The sequence below is a fragment of the Thermobifida sp. genome, from assembly GCF_017577275.1.
GTDB classification, from domain to species: domain Bacteria; phylum Actinomycetota; class Actinomycetes; order Streptosporangiales; family Streptosporangiaceae; genus Thermobifida; species Thermobifida fusca.
The window spans coordinates 46,692-61,156 of the sequence record NZ_PITY01000019.1; the positions used below are offsets into that span (position 1 = coordinate 46,692).

The window sequence follows — 14,465 nt, forward strand, 5'->3', positions numbered from 1 at the left end:
AAACCCCCCAGGTCTGCACGTTCCAGCGCGATGGGGGCAGAGGAAGGGGCAGGGGCCGGCGCATGCCTCATGCTGTCCTCCCTGCAAGGGAGAGATTTCCGTATAACGTTTGACCGGCTCCGGTGGGTCTTGCTGTGGATATGCGGCTGAGGCGACTAAAAACCACGGTCAGGACCAGAAACGACAAAGGACGGGGGCCTGAACTGATGCCGGGGCGGACACTCTTGGTGACCAACGACTTTCCACCGCGCCAGGGCGGAATCGAGACGTTCTGCTATGAACTGGCCGTCCGCCTGGCCTGCCACGGTGGCGTGGTCGTCTACACCTCCACGTCGCCGGGGGACGGCGATTTCGACGCGCGGCTGGATTTTCCCGTAGTCCGGGACCGCGCCACCACGCTGCTTCCCACGCCGCGGGTGGCTGCCCGGGCCGCCGCGCTGCTACGGGAGTACGCCTGCGACCGGGTGCTGTTCGGGGCGGCCGCCCCGCTGGGCTTAGCAGCCCGCCGCCTGCGCGCGGCCGGAGCCCGCCGGATTGTCGCCATGACGCACGGACACGAAGTGTGGTGGGCGCGGCTGCCGGGTTCGCGGGCGCTGCTGCGCCGTATCGGACGGCATGTCGATGCCCTCACCTACCTGGGCCGGTTCACCCGGTCCGCGTTGGAGCGCGCGTTAGCCCCCGCGGACCGGGAGAAACTGGTCCGGCTTGTGCCCGGGGTGGACCCTGACCTGTTCCACCCGGACGTGGACGGCTCCGGGGTGCGGGGCCGCTACGGGCTGGGGGACGCGCCGGTCGTGTTGTGTGTGGCGCGTCTCGTACCGCGCAAAGGCGTGGACACCCTGATCAGAGCGCTGCCGCAGATCCGGGAACGGGTTCCGGACGCTCGGCTGCTGGTCGTGGGGAAAGGACCGGATGAGCGGCGTCTGCACACGCTCGCGGAACGGGCGGGGGTGGCCGAGGCCGTCGTCTTCACGGGCGGCCGCCCGCACGCGGAGCTGCCCGCGTTCTTCGCTGCCGCCGACGTGTTCGCTATGCCCTCGCGGACCCGGCGGTTCGGCTTGGAAGCGGAAGGGCTCGGCATCGTCTACCTGGAAGCTGCTGCGAGCGGACTCCCGGTGCTGGTCGGCGCATCAGGGGGAGCGCCCGACACCGTGCAGCACGGCGACACCGGGTTCGTGGTCGACGGCCGGAATCCCGCGGCGGTCGCCGAGCATGCCGCAGCTCTGCTGGCTGACCCGGAGACCGCGCAGACGATGGGTAAACGCGGCCGGGAGTGGGTGCTGGCCGAGTGGACGTGGCAGGCGTCGGCGGAGCGAATGCTGGCGCTGCTGGACTGAGCTGCGGCCGCACCGGGCTGCAAGCAGTCGGGGCGCCCCGGCAAGGGACGCCCCGAAGTGTGGACGATGAACGCTCCGTCGACTAGACGCCGGCCGCGGTGTTGGCGGGGTGGCCGATGGCCAGACCGCTGGACGGGTCGAAGTAGTGCAGGCGGCGGGTGTCCACGGTCAAGGAGATCGGGTGGCCGGGGCGGACCGAGCTGCGCGGGTTGACTCGGGCGGTGAAGAAGGTCTTGTTCTCACCGGCCAGCGGCAGCGCCGCGTCGTCGCTGTCCCCGTTGCCGGCGGCCCCGGCAGCCAGCGCGGCCGTGGCTTCGTGCTGCACCGGCGGGGCGTCCACCGCGAAGATCACGTTGATCTCGGTGCCGAGCTCCTCGGTGACGTTGGCGGTCACGTTGATGGTGCTGCCGCGGTGGGAAGCGAAGTTGGCGTCGTCGAAGTCGGACGGGCGGATGCCCAGGATGATCTCGCGGCCGAAGTACTTCTCCAGGCCGGGGTGCTCGCGCAGGCTCTCTTCGCTGACGTGCAGCACGTGCTCGGCGAAGCGCAGCGCGGCGCCGCCGTTCTCCGCCTCGATGCGGGCGTTGACGAAGTTCATCGCGGGCGAGCCGATGAACCCGGCGACGAACAGGTTGACCGGGTGGTCGAAGAGGTTCTTGGGCGTGTCGACCTGCTGCAGCTTGCCGTCCTTGAGGACCGCCACCCGGTCGCCCAGGGTCATCGCCTCGACCTGGTCGTGGGTGACGTAGACGGTGGTGACGCCCAGCCGCTCGTGGAGCTGGTGCAGGGAGGCGCGCATCTGCACGCGCAGCTTGGCGTCCAGGTTGGACAGCGGCTCGTCCATGAGGAACGCCTGCGGTTCACGGACGATGGCCCGGCCCATCGCCACACGCTGGCGCTGACCACCGGAGAGCGCGGCCGGCTTGCGCTTGAGGTAGGGCTCCAGACCGAGCATGGCCGCGGCTTCCTTGACCCGGCGCTCGATCTCAGCCTTGGGGGTCTTGCGCAGCTTCAGACCGAACGCCAGGTTCTGCTCCACCGTCATGTGCGGGTAGAGGGCGTAGTTCTGGAAGACCATGGCGATGTCGCGGCTCTTCGGCGGGAGGTCGTTGACGACCTTGCCGCCGATGGTGAGGGTGCCCGCGGTGATCTCCTCCAGGCCGGCGATCATCCGCAGCGCGGTCGACTTGCCGCATCCGGACGGACCGACGAGCACCATGAACTCGCCGTCCTTGATCTCGAGGTTGAGGTTGTCCACGGCTTTGACGCCGCCGCTGTAGACCTTGTCGACGCCGCTGAGGACGATCTCGGCCATGAGTGCACAGCTCCTTCGTCTCTGACCGATGACGGATCGGTATGTCACTCAGATCGAACACCAGAGTGATCGATTTGTCTACCTATCCGCAAAAATTGATCGATTCTCTGATCGAATTGATCGATTTTTTCGGGACGGTGAGGACTGGCATCAGCAGCGGCATTGCGTTAGCCTGACACGCGCCGTCAACCAGACCACGGCGTCACAGCCGTGCGCTGTTTCCGCCCTCGTGCGGCCGACACACGGACGCACGCGGTGGTGGACCAGCGCGAGAGTCTGGGTAGGCTGGCGGCCAGTCCAGCGCTGGACGGACCGGCTCGCGGCCTGGGCACTCGTGCGTTAAACGCCGCGCCATGTACCAGGTTCGGCGCACGGCGTGGGAGGACCAGTACACCGCAGCCGGGCGGGGGGTTGGACCCGGAAAAGGCCCGAACATCCAGTAGACAACGGTCTCCGAGCTCGCCGCCTACGGGACGGAACCGGTCCGAAGGGTGGGCGGGCCTTTCTCCGCACCCCCGCAGTCCCGCGCGTTCCCCTCGCCCGCCACCACCCCGTAGGCTTGGCGCGTGACCCTGCTTCTTCGCGCACTGGCTGCTGCACTGTCCGGGCTGGCCCAGCTGGCCGCCCTAGAACCGTACGGCCTGTGGCCTCTCGCGGTTCTCAGCCCGGCACTGCTGCTAGCCGCGGTCTACGGGGTGGACCTCCGGCGGGCTGCCTGGCTGGGCGCGCTGTCCGGGGCCTCCCTCATGGTCCCGCTCGTCCACTGGCAGAAAGTCTTCGGCATCGACGTCTGGCTGGTCATCGCCGCCGCGGAAACCGTCTACTTCATCCCCATGGCGATGGGGATCGCCTTGGTGGCGCGGCTGCCCGGCTGGCCGCTGTGGACCGCGGCACTGTGGGTGGTCCAGGAGTTCGTCCGCGCACGCTTCCCGCTCGGCGGCTTCCCCTGGGGCAAGCTGGCGTTCAGCCAGCCAGACAGCCCGTTCGCGGGCTATGCCGCCCTCGGCTCCTCCGCACTGGTCACCTTCATGGTCGCGCTGACCGGTGCGGCACTCGTCGCGGCAGCCCGCGCCTTGAAAGGGGTCTACTGCCAACCGGGAGCACGCCAACCGCTGCTCGCCCTCACCGGCGGACTCACCGCGATCGTGCTCCTCCCTCTGGGAGGCACCCTGGCCCTGCACGCCACCGCTCTGGACGAGGAGCGCACCGTGACCGTCGCCCTCGTCCAAGGCAACGTGCCCAACGTGGGCGAGATGAACATCCTCGGCGAACGGATGCAGGTGCTGCGCAACCACGTGGACGGCGTGCATGAACTGGCACGGCTGGTCCGCGAAGGCGAAGTGCCCCAGCCCGAGATGGTCATCCTCCCGGAAAACGCCAGCGACATCGACGCCTACGCCGACCCGTACGCCGCCTCCCTCATCTCCGAGGCCGCCGCGGACATCGGGGCGCCGCTGCTGTTCGGCATCACCCGCTACAGCCCCGACGGCACCGAACGCGAGATCCGCAGCGTGGTGTGGCACCCGCACACCGGACCCGGCGACCACTACACCAAGCGCTACCTGGTGCCTTTCGGGGAGTATGTGCCCTTCCGCGACGTGTTCGCCACCGTCATCTCCCGCCTGGAACAGGTGAGCAGCGACGCCGTCCCCGGCACCGAGCCGGGGGCGGTGGAACTGAACGGCACCACGGTCGCGGTAGCCATCTGCTTCGATATCGCTTTCGACCGCCCAGTGCGCGAAGCCGTCGCGGAAGGCGGGCAGATCATCGTGGAGCCCACCAACAACGCGAACTACAACTTCACCGGGCAGTCCGACCAGCAGCTGGCCATTACCCGGCTGCGTGCGGTCGAGCACGGCAGGCCCGCTGTCATCGCCGCCACGAGCGGGATCAGCGCCGTGGTCGACGCCCGCGGACAGGTGCTCTACCGCTCACCCGAAGCGGAACCCGCCGTCCACGTCGCGGAGATTCCCGCGATGCGCGGACTGACCCCGGCAACCCGGCTCGGCGCGCTTCCCGAGCTTGCGCTGACCCTCGCCGGGCTGGGTGCGGTCGTCGCTGCCCTCGTCCGGGCCCGCCGCACAGCGGGGAGTGCGCTGCGGACCGGGCAGCTGGACCAGCAGAAGACCGAACCGTCCCCCACCGGCTGATCTGGAGGCCGGGACGGTGGCCTGCTGCGTCCCGCCCGACCGCCCTGCCGCGCGGGTTCTTCCCGCGCGGATTCCCCGCAGGGGGAACGCATCGCGGGAATGCCGCGTTGAAAAGAAGAGAGTGGTATCCGGCGTGGAATGGGGCACTATGCCGCTGTTGACCGTGCTCGCGCTCATGGCGCTGCCGTTGGTGGAGATCGGGCTGATCGTCCTCGTAGCCGGCCAGATCGGCGTGGCCTGGACGATCGTGGCACTGGGCGCGTTGAGTCTCACCGGCGTGCTGGTGGTGCGCCGAGCCGGACGCGGCGCCTACCTCGACGCCCAGCAGGCGCTGCGCACCGGGGTGCCGCCCCGCGCTGACCTGGTGGACACTCTGATGCTGCTGGCTGGCGGCGCCCTTCTCATCCTCCCCGGGTTCCTCACCGGGATCCTGGGTGCGCTCCTCGCCCTTCCCGTGACCCGCCCGCTGCTCCGCGGAGCCGTCAACCGCTGGTTCCAGCGGCGCGTGGAGCGGATGCGCGCCCGCATGGAAGCAGACCTGCTCACCTTGCAGGATTACGTCTCCGGCGCATCCCCCGCGGGCGGTGACCCGCGGCCCGGTGCCGGCCGCATCATTCAGGGCCGCATCATCTACGACGAACCCGACCCGGGGAACAGCCCGGGGGACAGCGCCCCGCCCGCCCTCCGCTAAGCCCCCGCTTCCGCCCGTCCAGGGCCGCGGGCCGCCGTCGCACTCTGCCGGACCCCGGGAAGCCGAGACGGCGAAACCCTGCCGCGATCCCCTGTCTCCCCCCGCCAAAGACGCATAGACTCCGGTCGCGGGCCGCCCTCGTGACCTCTTGGACACGATCCGCGATACCGGTCCGGCGCCGGGACACCTGGAGCGGGGCCACCAGAGAGGGAACCGGCCTGCTGCAAACGGCACCAGCCACGGTTCACCGGACGCCGCCACCGCGTCGCGCGGCCCACCGTACAGGCCACCAATGGGACAATCGGTACGTGATGCAAGAATCCGGTTACAACTATCTGATGGACATGGACGGGGTGCTCGTCCGGGAAGAGCACCTTGTCCCCGGGGCTGACCAGTTCGTCGCGGAACTGCGCGCCAACGGCACCCGCTTCATGGTGTTGACCAACAATTCCATCTACACTCCTCGGGATTTGCGGGCGCGGCTGCTGCGCAGCGGACTGGACATCCCCGAGGAGTCCATCTGGACCTCGGCGCTGGCCACGGCCCGCTTCCTGCAGGAGCAGCGGCCCGGCGGCTCCGCGTACGTGATCGGGGAGTCAGGACTGACCACCGCGTTGCACAACGCCGGATACGTCCTCACCGACAGCGACCCCGACTACGTGGTGCTGGGGGAGACCCGCACCTACAGCTTCGAAGCGATCACCCGCGCCATCCGGCTGGTGGAGAACGGTGCCCGGTTCATCGCCACCAACCCGGACGAGAAGGGTCCCAGCCGTGAAGGGTCGCTTCCGGCGACCGGGGCAGTGGCCGCACTCATCGAGAAGGCCACCGGGCGCTCGCCCTACTACGTGGGCAAGCCCAACCCGCTGATGATGCGCTCGGCGCTGCGCACCCTGGGAGCGCACTCGGAGAACACGGTGATGATCGGTGACCGAATGGACACCGACGTGCGCTCCGGACTGGAAGCAGGAATGAAGACCATCCTCGTCTTGACGGGGATCTCCGACGCGTCCACCGCAGAGCGCTTCCCCTACCGCCCCACCGCCGTCTTCGGGTCGATCGCCGAACTGGTGGGCCGCAGCCACGATCCGTTCACCACGCCGACTTCCGCTGACTGAGCACCGCGGAAATGACAAAAGGCGGTCCAGGACGCTCCTGGACCGCCCTTCGTCTGCCCTCAGGCGCTTCGCCGCTCCTGAGACAGAGAACGCATCTGCTTCTGCTCTTCGCGGCGCCGAGCGCGGAGTACTTCCAGCCGCTCCGCCAAGACCTCTTCCAGGTCTTCCAGGCTGCGCCGCTCCAGCAGCATGTCCCAGTGGGTCCGTGCAGGTTTGGTCTTCTTCTCTTCTGCCGGTTTCTTCTCGCCGTTGACCACTAGAGCGTTCTCACCGCAGAAGCGGCACTCCCAGGTCACCGGGACTTCCGCTTCCGAGGCAAAAGTGACGGCGAAGCGATGGCCCCGAGGGCAGGTGTAGGTGACCTCCTGGCGCGGAGCCAGGTCGGTATTGCGGTCGTTTTCGTAGCTAATCGCCCCAAGTCGGGTTCCGCGAAGTGCTCGCTCGGCCATCGTATGGGTGCCTCCAGGCGCTCTTGCGGTCTCATGGGTATGAACGCAGTGGTCGGTCTCAAGATTCCCCGGACGGTGAGTACCCAACCGTGCGACAATGCCCCGCCTTCACAGCAGCCCCACAGCCGGGACCGCTGACCTCCGCATTGTGGACGCCCGCCCTTGCGGCACGGACACGGAATCTGCCCAGCTCAAAGGAGCTTTAGGGAAACTTTGCGCGGGATGTTCCGGGCAGCGGGACGCGCAGACGCAGCATCAGGACCCGGGAGCCCGCTGGACCGGACCCGGTTGCTGGGCGTGCAGCCCAGGCACACCAGGATTGCAGCCCTTGAGCATGGTGTCCTGAAAAGCGGACCGGCTGCGTCCGCGTTAGGCGGATCTTCCGTACCCGCCACCCAGGTTCGCCCGCCGGGTGCTCGGCGGCGCTCAGCCACGCCGCGCATACCCTCCTCACCGCTGGACGGGCGGGGAAGGCCCCCGCCTCCAGCGGACCGGACCGGACGAAACAGGAAACGACCCAAGTGGTGCGCCTACCGCGCAGGCTGAATCCCGGCCTCCAGACCGGGGAGCACGGCACCCCGGACAAGCGTCCGGACTGCGGCGAGGGGAGAAGGCGAGCCCACGGCCCGCCTTCCTCCCCGGGCGCGGCAGACGCGCCGCGCAGCCGAGACCCGCTCAGAGTTTTTCGGGGACCCGGTTCCCCACGGCACGGATCGCCTGGGGAAGGTTGACGGCCAGCAGCAGCACGAAACCGAGCGCGAAGAACACGATGAGCGACAGGATCGCCAGCCGGTAGTCGCCTCCCGTGGTGTCCAACACCACACCGAGCACGAGCGCCCCCAGGAACGCCGAGCCTTTGTCGCTGATCTCATAGAGGCCGAAGTACTCCGCCTCCTTGCCCTTGGGAATGAGCAGGGAGAACAGGGACCGCGACAGCGCCTGGGTGCCGCCCAGCACGATCGCAATGAAGAAGCCCAGCGCGAAGAACTGCACGGCCGCGCCTTCCTGCAGCAGGGGAGCCACCGCGACCACCGCGGTCCACACCACGAGGCTGCCCAGGATGGTCTTCTTCGTGCCGACCCGTCGGGCGATCGCGCCGAGCAGCAGCGCTCCGCCGAATGCGACGAACTGCACCATGAGAATGGTGCCGATCTGCACGCTCTGGTCCAGTTTCAACGCCTGGTCGGCGAAGGTCGCCGAGAAGGCGATGACGGTCTGGATCCCGTCGTTGAACATGATGTAGGCGACCAGGAACAGCAGGGTGCGGGGGTAGGCGCGCAGACTGGTGATGGTGTGCCACAGTTGCGCGAAGCTGCGGCCCACAGCGATCCGCTGTGCCGGGACCTCCAGCGACCCGGCGCGCCGGTTGCGGAGCCGTGCCACCGGAATGATGGTGAAGATCGCCCACCATACGCCCGCCGACATCATGCAGATCCGCACCGCGTGGCCTTCTTCCAAGCCGAAGCTCTCATGGCTGAGGAAGAGGGCCAGGTTCAGGGTGAGCAGCAGGGCCCCGCCCAGGTAGCCCATCGCCCAGCCTCGGGAGGAGACAGTGTCGCGCTCCTCTTCCGAGGCGATGTCGGGCAGGAACGAGTTGGCGACCACGATAGAAGCCCCGAACGCGACATTGGCCACGACGAACAGGGCTGCACCGAGCAGGTAGCGGTCGTCCGCCGCGAAGTACAGGCCCATGGTGGCGAACGCACCGAGGTAGGCGGTCACACCCAGCAGTTCCCGTTTGCGTCCGCTGGTGTCGACCACCGCGCCGAGCACGGGCAGCAGCACCAGTTGGATCAGCACGGACAGGGACGTGGCATAGGGGTAGAGGGAAGCGGGCGTGATCATCCAGCCGAACACGCTGATCTTGCCGTCAGGACCGGCAGCCCCGGAGGCGAGCGCAGTCAGGTAAGGGCCGAGGAAGACCGTGATCACAGTGGTGTTGAACACCGACTGCGCCCAGTCGTACATGTACCAGGCCCGCCGTTCTTTACGGAGCAGCCTGGCTTCAGCGTCGGAACTGGAAGGGGTGGGCGCGGACGCCGGGAGGGAAGTAGACACGGCGATGCTTCTCTCGTGTGGGGGATGGGGTCACAACACCAGCGGCCACCAGGCCGCCGAAGTCAGGAAGTGGATGTCGCGGGCCACAGCCCGCGGTCGACGAGGATGCGCCGCAGGGCGGTGACGTTGTCAGTGATAATGCCATCCACTCCCGCGTCCAGGAGGCGTTCCATCAGAAAAGGATCGTTGATGGTCCACACGTGGACGTGGATGCCGAGACGGTGTGCGGCTGCGACCAGGTCCCGGGTGACCAGAGGAAACCCCTGGTAGTGCACGGGGATCTGCACGCAGGAAACGTCGCGGCGGGCCAGCGGCAGCAGCAGCGGCAGGAGGGAGGCGGCCCGCAGCCGCAGCACGTCCACCGGACCGCTGGACAGGGCTACCCGCCGGTCGAAGGTGCGGCGCACCCGTTCGAGCCGCGCCTGGCTGAAGGAGCCCACGCACACCCGGTGCCAGGCGTTGGTGCGGCGCAGGGCCTGGCGCAGCGGTTCGACGGCCGAGTCGGCTTTGACGTCGATGTTGAACCGGGCATCAGGCAGTGAGCCCAGCAGGTCTTCCAGCAGCGGGATCGGTTCGCTGCCGCCGACCCGCGCCCGGGCTACTTCAGCGTAGGGCAGTGTGGCGATCGCGCCGGAACGATCCGTGACCCGGTCCAGCACGGGGTCGTGGAAAGCCACGAGGACCCCGTCAGCAGTCGCCCGCACATCGGTTTCCAGATAGCGGTATCCCAAGCGCACCGCGTGTTCGAACGCGGCCGCGGTGTTCTCCAGATCGGTACGGACCTGCCCGCGCTGATCAATAAGCCAGCCGCCCCGGTGGGCGAGGCCGATGGGGACGGGACTGGCGAGGTACACATCACTCACGCGACCAGTATGGCGAGCACCGGATAACAGGAGGGGTACAGAAAACAGCAGATCGTGAAGCACTGGTCGATATGCGGACCAACAGGAAAGGTGCGCGGGAAAACTCGGATCTGATGGTCGAGAAGGCCGCGGAGCGACTCTGGAACGGGTGACGGATTCCGGAAATCCAGCCGTTCCGAAGGAGGCGCTATGACGACCGCTGCGGACGCCCACCGTTATGTGCGCCACACTCGACGCATCCCCCCGTGCCCGGCCCGCCGCCGGATCCGGCCAGAGGAAGACTGGCCGCACTTCACCCAGCTCGTTGCCGAAGTGCTCGCCGGCCACCGCAACCCTGACCACTTGCGGTGGGGGCTTTCCGAGGACGCCTACCGGAGCTTGCAGGGGCAAGCCGGCTGTTTCGCGATGCGGCAGCGGCCACGGCTGCGCCACGTGTGGATGGAGGCCTACGAGCCGGGAGTCACCGAGATCAACGGGGTTGTCCGTTACGGGGAGCGGCGCCACGCGCTGGCGCTTCGGGTGATCCACGCCGACTACCGTTGGCTGTGTACCGATATTGAGACCGCGAGTCGGTAAGACCGCGAGGAGAACCGAGCCGGACGCGGAACAGCCCGGCAGGTGCCGGGGAGGGCCGCGTTCGGCTCGCCCAGAGCAGGCTCCCGGTTTCGTTACTATCGCAGAAGTCGGGATGGCATGGTGCACAGCGGAGGTCAATGTGGGCCCCTTGGAGAACGGCGACCCGGAACGGATCGGCCGCTACAGGCTGATCGGGCGACTGGGTGCCGGGGGTATGGGTCAGGTGTACTTCGGTCGCTCTGCGGCAGGGCGACCGGTGGCTGTGAAACGGATCCACCCGCATATGGCCGCCGACCAGTCGTTCCGGGAGCGGTTCGCTCGCGAGGTCACGGCTGCGCGCCGGGTCAGCGGAGCGTTCACCGCCCCGGTGATCGACGCCGATCCTGACGGTGAGGTGCCCTGGCTGGTCACCGCCTATGTCCCGTCGCTGCCGTTGGACCGGGCAGTGCGGGAGCACGGCCCGCTGCCGGAGCCGAGCTTGCGCGTGCTGGCGGCCGGCTTGGCCGAAGCGCTCACCGAGATCCACCGTGTCGGACTGATCCACCGCGACCTGAAACCCGGCAACGTGCTGTTGGCGGAGGACGGGCCGCGGGTGATCGACTTCGGTATCGCTCGGGCCACTGAAGGCACTGCTGCCACCCAGTCGATCATCGGAACCCCCGGGTTCATGTCGCCCGAGCAGGTCCAGGGCGCTCCGCTCACCCCGAAGAGCGACATGTTCGCCTACGGCGCGGTACTGGTGTACGCGGCTAGCGGCGTGGGCCCGTTCGGTGAGGGCGCGATGCCCACCATGGTGATGCGGGTTTTGCAGCACGAACCGGACCTGTCGGGGGTGCCGGAGAGCCTGCGCGGCCTGGTTGCAGCCTGTCTGGCCAAGGACGAGCGGAATCGCCCCAGCCCGGGGGACGTGCTGGACGCGCTCGGCGACGTGCCGGTCGGTTCGTCGTGGCTGCCTCCGGTCTTCATGCGCGGCATCCAGGACCAGGTTGCCCGGATGAACGCGGCGCTCAACGGGGCACCCGCCACTGAGGGGGATGCGACCGCCGTGCTGGGGACGCAGAGCGGGGGGTATGCCGCTACCGAAGTGCAGGGGGATCACCAGGCGACGCGGGCGATCGCTACTCCCCCGGGGGCCGACCCCCACCAGCCGACGTCGGTGCTCAACACGGGAACCGGGCCGGGAGGCGGGACTCCGCCTACGGCGGTGTACGGGCAGAACACCGGGGGACAGACTCCGCCGACCGCGGTGTACGGACAGAACACGGGCGGGCAGACCCCGCCGACCGCGGCAATGCCGCCTGCGACCCCGCCCACCCCGCCGTCCCGCGACGCCGCCTACGCCGACCTGTACCGGGACTCGCCCGCAGCAGAACGGCGACGCCGGGAACAGGAGGAGTTGCGCCGCCGCGCCGAGGAACGGGAACGGCAACGCTATGAAGAGCAGCGCCGCCGCGCCCAAGAAATAGAACGGCAGCGCTACGAAGAGCGGCGCCGCTACGAGGAGGAGCTCGCCCGAGCCCGGCGGCGCGCCGAACGCGCCCGCTACGCCGAGCAGCCGAGCCTGTGGAGCTTCGTGAAACTGCTCCCCCTGCTGATCATCCCGATCATCCAGATTCCCCTCGGCTGGGGCGCATCAATCGCCTGGGAGTGGTTCGCCACCACCGAGCTGTACACCGGTGACGGCTGGTACTACCCTGGACTGCTCACCATCGACGGTTTCTTCCAAGCGCTCTACCTGGGGTACTTCCTGCTCAACAACGTGGTGTCGCTGGAGTACCTGGTCCGCTGCCTGCGCTCCGGGTCGGTGACCGGGGTGATGCTCGCCCTGGCCGCCGCTGTGGGCACGAACTGCGCACTGTGGTACTTCGGGTTCTTCGGCTAGACGGGGCCGCGCATCGGTAGACGGTCTTCCACACTCCGGGGCGGCCAGAGCGCATCCGGCAAAGGATGACCGCTCTCACCTCGCGTTTCTCGGACGCCGTAGCGGATCCCGGCTCGCGAGTGTCCTCCTCACAGCCCAGCTGCCTAGCGCAACCCGATCGCGTCCACGGCCCTCGCAGGTCAACGGCCTGCCTATCCCGCGGGTGTTCTTCCTCCCGCCTGCTGCCGGGGATGCCCCGGCTGCCGCAGCGTCGCCCCTGGTTTCTCGCAAATCGGGGGTTGAGAGCGGTGCCCCTGGATAGATGTCACACGCGTCCGGGGAGCTGCGAGACAGCGGCGGCACACCGCACACGGCCGCTGGGCTGTGCCGTCGCGGGGGTCCGCACTGATGCGAGGAGGAGACGACATGAGAGCCGTGGTATGGCACGGAGTAGGGGACATCCGGGTCGAGGACGTCGACGAACCGACCATTCAAGATCCCCAGGACGCGATCGTTCAGCTCACCACCAGCGCAATCTGCGGCACCGACCTACACCTGCTGCGCGGCACTATCCCGGGCATGCGGCCGGGCACCATCATGGGCCATGAAGGGGTGGGGGTTGTTACCGAAGTCGGCCCCGGGGTGCGTAACTTCCGCCCCGGGGACCGCGTCGTGATTTCCCCGACGATCGGCTGCGGCGCGTGCAGCTACTGCCGTGCCGGCTACTTCTCCCAATGCGACAACGCCAACCCTGCCGGGCGTCGGTCCGGGACCGCGTTCCTCGGCGGACCGGAAGCCAACGGCGCCTTCCACGGCACCCAGGCGGAACGCGTCCGCGTGCCCTACGCCAACGTGGGCTTGATCGGTTTGCCGGAGCGGGTCAGTGACGAGGAAGGCATTCTGCTGGCCGACATGTTCCCCACCGGATGGTTCGGTGCCCGGCTCGCCGAAGTCACCCCCGGCGATACGGTGGCGGTGTTCGGCTGCGGCCCCGTGGGACTTTTCACCATCCTCAGCGCTTGGCAGCAAGGCGCAGGCCGGGTCCTGGCCGTCGACGGGGTGGAGAGCCGCCTCGAACAGGCACGCGGCCTGCACGCCGAAGTGATCAACTACAACGTGGAAGACCCCGTGGCCGCCCTGGTGGAACTGACCGGCGGAATCGGCCCGGACCGGGTCATTGACGCGGTCGGAGTAGACGCGCAGCGTCCGGAGAGCGGCCCCGCGGTGGCCGCGGAAGACGACGTGCACCGCTTGGAGAAGGAGCACGCCGCCACAGTGCCGAGCGCCCGCCCCGGGGAGACCGCACAAATCCTCAGCGACGAGCGGGCCCAAGTGCTGCAGTGGGCCGTGGAAGCGGTCGCTAAAGCCGGCACGCTGGCGATCATCGGAAACTACCCGTTGAACGCCCGCATCTTCCCGATCGGCTTGGCCATGAACAAGAACTTGACGCTGAACGCGGGAAGCTGCCACCACCGCAAGTACATCCCGAAACTGCTGGACATGATCACCTCCCAGCAGCTCGACATCACGTCGGTGCTCACCCAGGAAGAACCGATCACCGGGGACGTGCTGCGCGCCTATGAAGCTTTCGGCCAGCACAAACCGGGCTGGACCAAGGTGGCGCTCACCACTGTGTGACCTGCCGGGCCACACCGACGACGAGGAGATCCCATGCCACAACTCCGCCGTGACGATCTGGTGATCCCGGACTACGAGCACCTGCCTTTGGGGACGTTGCAGCACCGCATCCGCGCACTGTCGCAGGAACAGTTGCGGGACCTCATCGCCTACGAGGAGGCGCACGCCCGGCGGGTTCCGGTCCTGGAAGTGATGCAGCAGCGGCTCAAAAGCCTGGAAGAAGGGGCGCAGCCCTCAACCGGGGACCAGACGTTCACCCCGGAGGCTCCGCCAGCACCACGGGGCGGGTCTCCGGTCAGTGAAGCAGGGCAGAGCCCGCCCAGTAGTCCGCCACCACACGGGGACCCTGCTCAGCCGGGCCGCCCCAAAGGGGACCGCCCGGTCTGACTGCCCGGCTGTGCCGGGCCCG

At 68.4% G+C, this 14,465-nt stretch carries 12 protein-coding genes; 8 read left to right on the forward strand and 4 right to left on the reverse strand.

Annotated elements, in window-relative coordinates:
• The first annotated feature begins 206 nt into the window (after positions 1-206).
• Positions 207-1,337 carry a glycosyltransferase family 4 protein gene (locus CW348_RS04405; RefSeq protein ID WP_041428078.1) on the forward strand — a complete coding sequence of 377 codons (1,131 nt, stop codon included), beginning with the start codon at positions 207-209 and terminating at the stop codon, positions 1,335-1,337.
• Positions 1,338-1,419: 82 nt separating this feature from the next.
• On the opposite strand, the gene CW348_RS04410 is transcribed toward CW348_RS04405, so the two are convergent.
• A complete protein-coding gene (locus CW348_RS04410) occupies positions 1,420-2,652 on the reverse strand; it encodes an ABC transporter ATP-binding protein (RefSeq protein WP_011292189.1) in 1,233 nt (410 codons plus the stop codon).
• 566 nt (positions 2,653-3,218) lie between these two features.
• Here CW348_RS04410 and lnt point away from each other — a divergent pair.
• The 3 genes from lnt to CW348_RS04425 all read left to right on the forward strand — a co-directional run bounded on the left by lnt (position 3,219) and on the right by CW348_RS04425 (position 6,611).
• A complete protein-coding gene (lnt, locus tag CW348_RS04415; RefSeq protein WP_011292188.1) occupies positions 3,219-4,802 on the forward strand; it encodes an apolipoprotein N-acyltransferase in 1,584 nt (527 codons plus the stop codon).
• A gap of 148 nt (positions 4,803-4,950) precedes the next feature.
• Positions 4,951-5,493: an FxsA family protein gene (locus CW348_RS04420; protein WP_016188816.1), complete on the forward strand. Its 543-nt coding sequence runs from the start codon at positions 4,951-4,953 to the stop codon at positions 5,491-5,493.
• Between the two features lie 338 nt (positions 5,494-5,831).
• Positions 5,832-6,611 (forward strand): HAD-IIA family hydrolase, encoded by a 780-nt coding sequence (locus tag CW348_RS04425; RefSeq protein WP_038043809.1) that lies wholly within the window; start codon positions 5,832-5,834, stop codon positions 6,609-6,611.
• A 59-nt stretch (positions 6,612-6,670) separates the two neighbouring features.
• Here the strand turns inward: CW348_RS04425 and CW348_RS04430 are convergent, their stop codons facing one another.
• The 3 genes from CW348_RS04430 to CW348_RS04440 all read right to left on the reverse strand — a co-directional run bounded on the left by CW348_RS04430 (position 6,671) and on the right by CW348_RS04440 (position 9,972).
• Positions 6,671-7,060 carry an RNA polymerase-binding protein RbpA gene (locus CW348_RS04430; protein ID WP_011292185.1) on the reverse strand — a complete coding sequence of 130 codons (390 nt, stop codon included), beginning with the start codon at positions 7,058-7,060 and terminating at the stop codon, positions 6,671-6,673.
• Between the two features lie 675 nt (positions 7,061-7,735).
• Entirely contained in the window at positions 7,736-9,118 is a 1,383-nt protein-coding gene (locus tag CW348_RS04435; protein ID WP_011292184.1) for an MFS transporter, read from the reverse strand.
• A 62-nt stretch (positions 9,119-9,180) separates the two neighbouring features.
• Positions 9,181-9,972 carry a glycerophosphodiester phosphodiesterase gene (locus tag CW348_RS04440; protein WP_011292183.1) on the reverse strand — a complete coding sequence of 264 codons (792 nt, stop codon included), beginning with the start codon at positions 9,970-9,972 and terminating at the stop codon, positions 9,181-9,183.
• A 198-nt stretch (positions 9,973-10,170) separates the two neighbouring features.
• On the opposite strand from CW348_RS04440, the gene CW348_RS04445 reads away from it, so the two are divergent.
• The 4 genes from CW348_RS04445 (at position 10,171) to CW348_RS04460 (ending at position 14,443) form a co-directional block, all read left to right on the forward strand.
• Entirely contained in the window at positions 10,171-10,557 is a 387-nt protein-coding gene (locus CW348_RS04445) for an Rv3235 family protein (RefSeq protein WP_049754951.1), read from the forward strand.
• 112 nt (positions 10,558-10,669) lie between these two features.
• Positions 10,670-12,439, forward strand: coding sequence for a serine/threonine-protein kinase (locus CW348_RS04450; protein WP_287462895.1), 1,770 nt, complete (start codon positions 10,670-10,672; stop codon positions 12,437-12,439).
• Between the two features lie 405 nt (positions 12,440-12,844).
• The gene (locus tag CW348_RS04455) at positions 12,845-14,056 is read left to right on the forward strand and encodes a zinc-dependent alcohol dehydrogenase (RefSeq protein ID WP_011292181.1); all 1,212 of its coding nucleotides are present in this window, start codon (positions 12,845-12,847) and stop codon (positions 14,054-14,056) included.
• A gap of 33 nt (positions 14,057-14,089) precedes the next feature.
• Positions 14,090-14,443 carry a hypothetical protein gene (locus CW348_RS04460; protein WP_011292180.1) on the forward strand — a complete coding sequence of 118 codons (354 nt, stop codon included), beginning with the start codon at positions 14,090-14,092 and terminating at the stop codon, positions 14,441-14,443.
• The last annotated feature ends 22 nt before the right edge of the window (positions 14,444-14,465 follow it).

Coding starts and splice junctions, on each gene's coding strand:
- CW348_RS04425 (WP_038043809.1), top strand. CDS start 5,832: ATGGACATGGACGGGGTGCTCGTCCGGGAAGAGCACCTTGTCCCCGGG.
- CW348_RS04410 (WP_011292189.1), bottom strand. CDS start 2,652: ATGGCCGAGATCGTCCTCAGCGGCGTCGACAAGGTCTACAGCGGCGGC.
- CW348_RS04450 (WP_287462895.1), top strand. CDS start 10,670: ATGGCATGGTGCACAGCGGAGGTCAATGTGGGCCCCTTGGAGAACGGC.
- CW348_RS04420 (WP_016188816.1), top strand. CDS start 4,951: ATGCCGCTGTTGACCGTGCTCGCGCTCATGGCGCTGCCGTTGGTGGAG.
- CW348_RS04455 (WP_011292181.1), top strand. CDS start 12,845: ATGAGAGCCGTGGTATGGCACGGAGTAGGGGACATCCGGGTCGAGGAC.
- CW348_RS04430 (WP_011292185.1), bottom strand. CDS start 7,060: ATGGCCGAGCGAGCACTTCGCGGAACCCGACTTGGGGCGATTAGCTAC.
- CW348_RS04460 (WP_011292180.1), top strand. CDS start 14,090: ATGCCACAACTCCGCCGTGACGATCTGGTGATCCCGGACTACGAGCAC.
- CW348_RS04445 (WP_049754951.1), top strand. CDS start 10,171: ATGACGACCGCTGCGGACGCCCACCGTTATGTGCGCCACACTCGACGC.
- CW348_RS04405 (WP_041428078.1), top strand. CDS start 207: ATGCCGGGGCGGACACTCTTGGTGACCAACGACTTTCCACCGCGCCAG.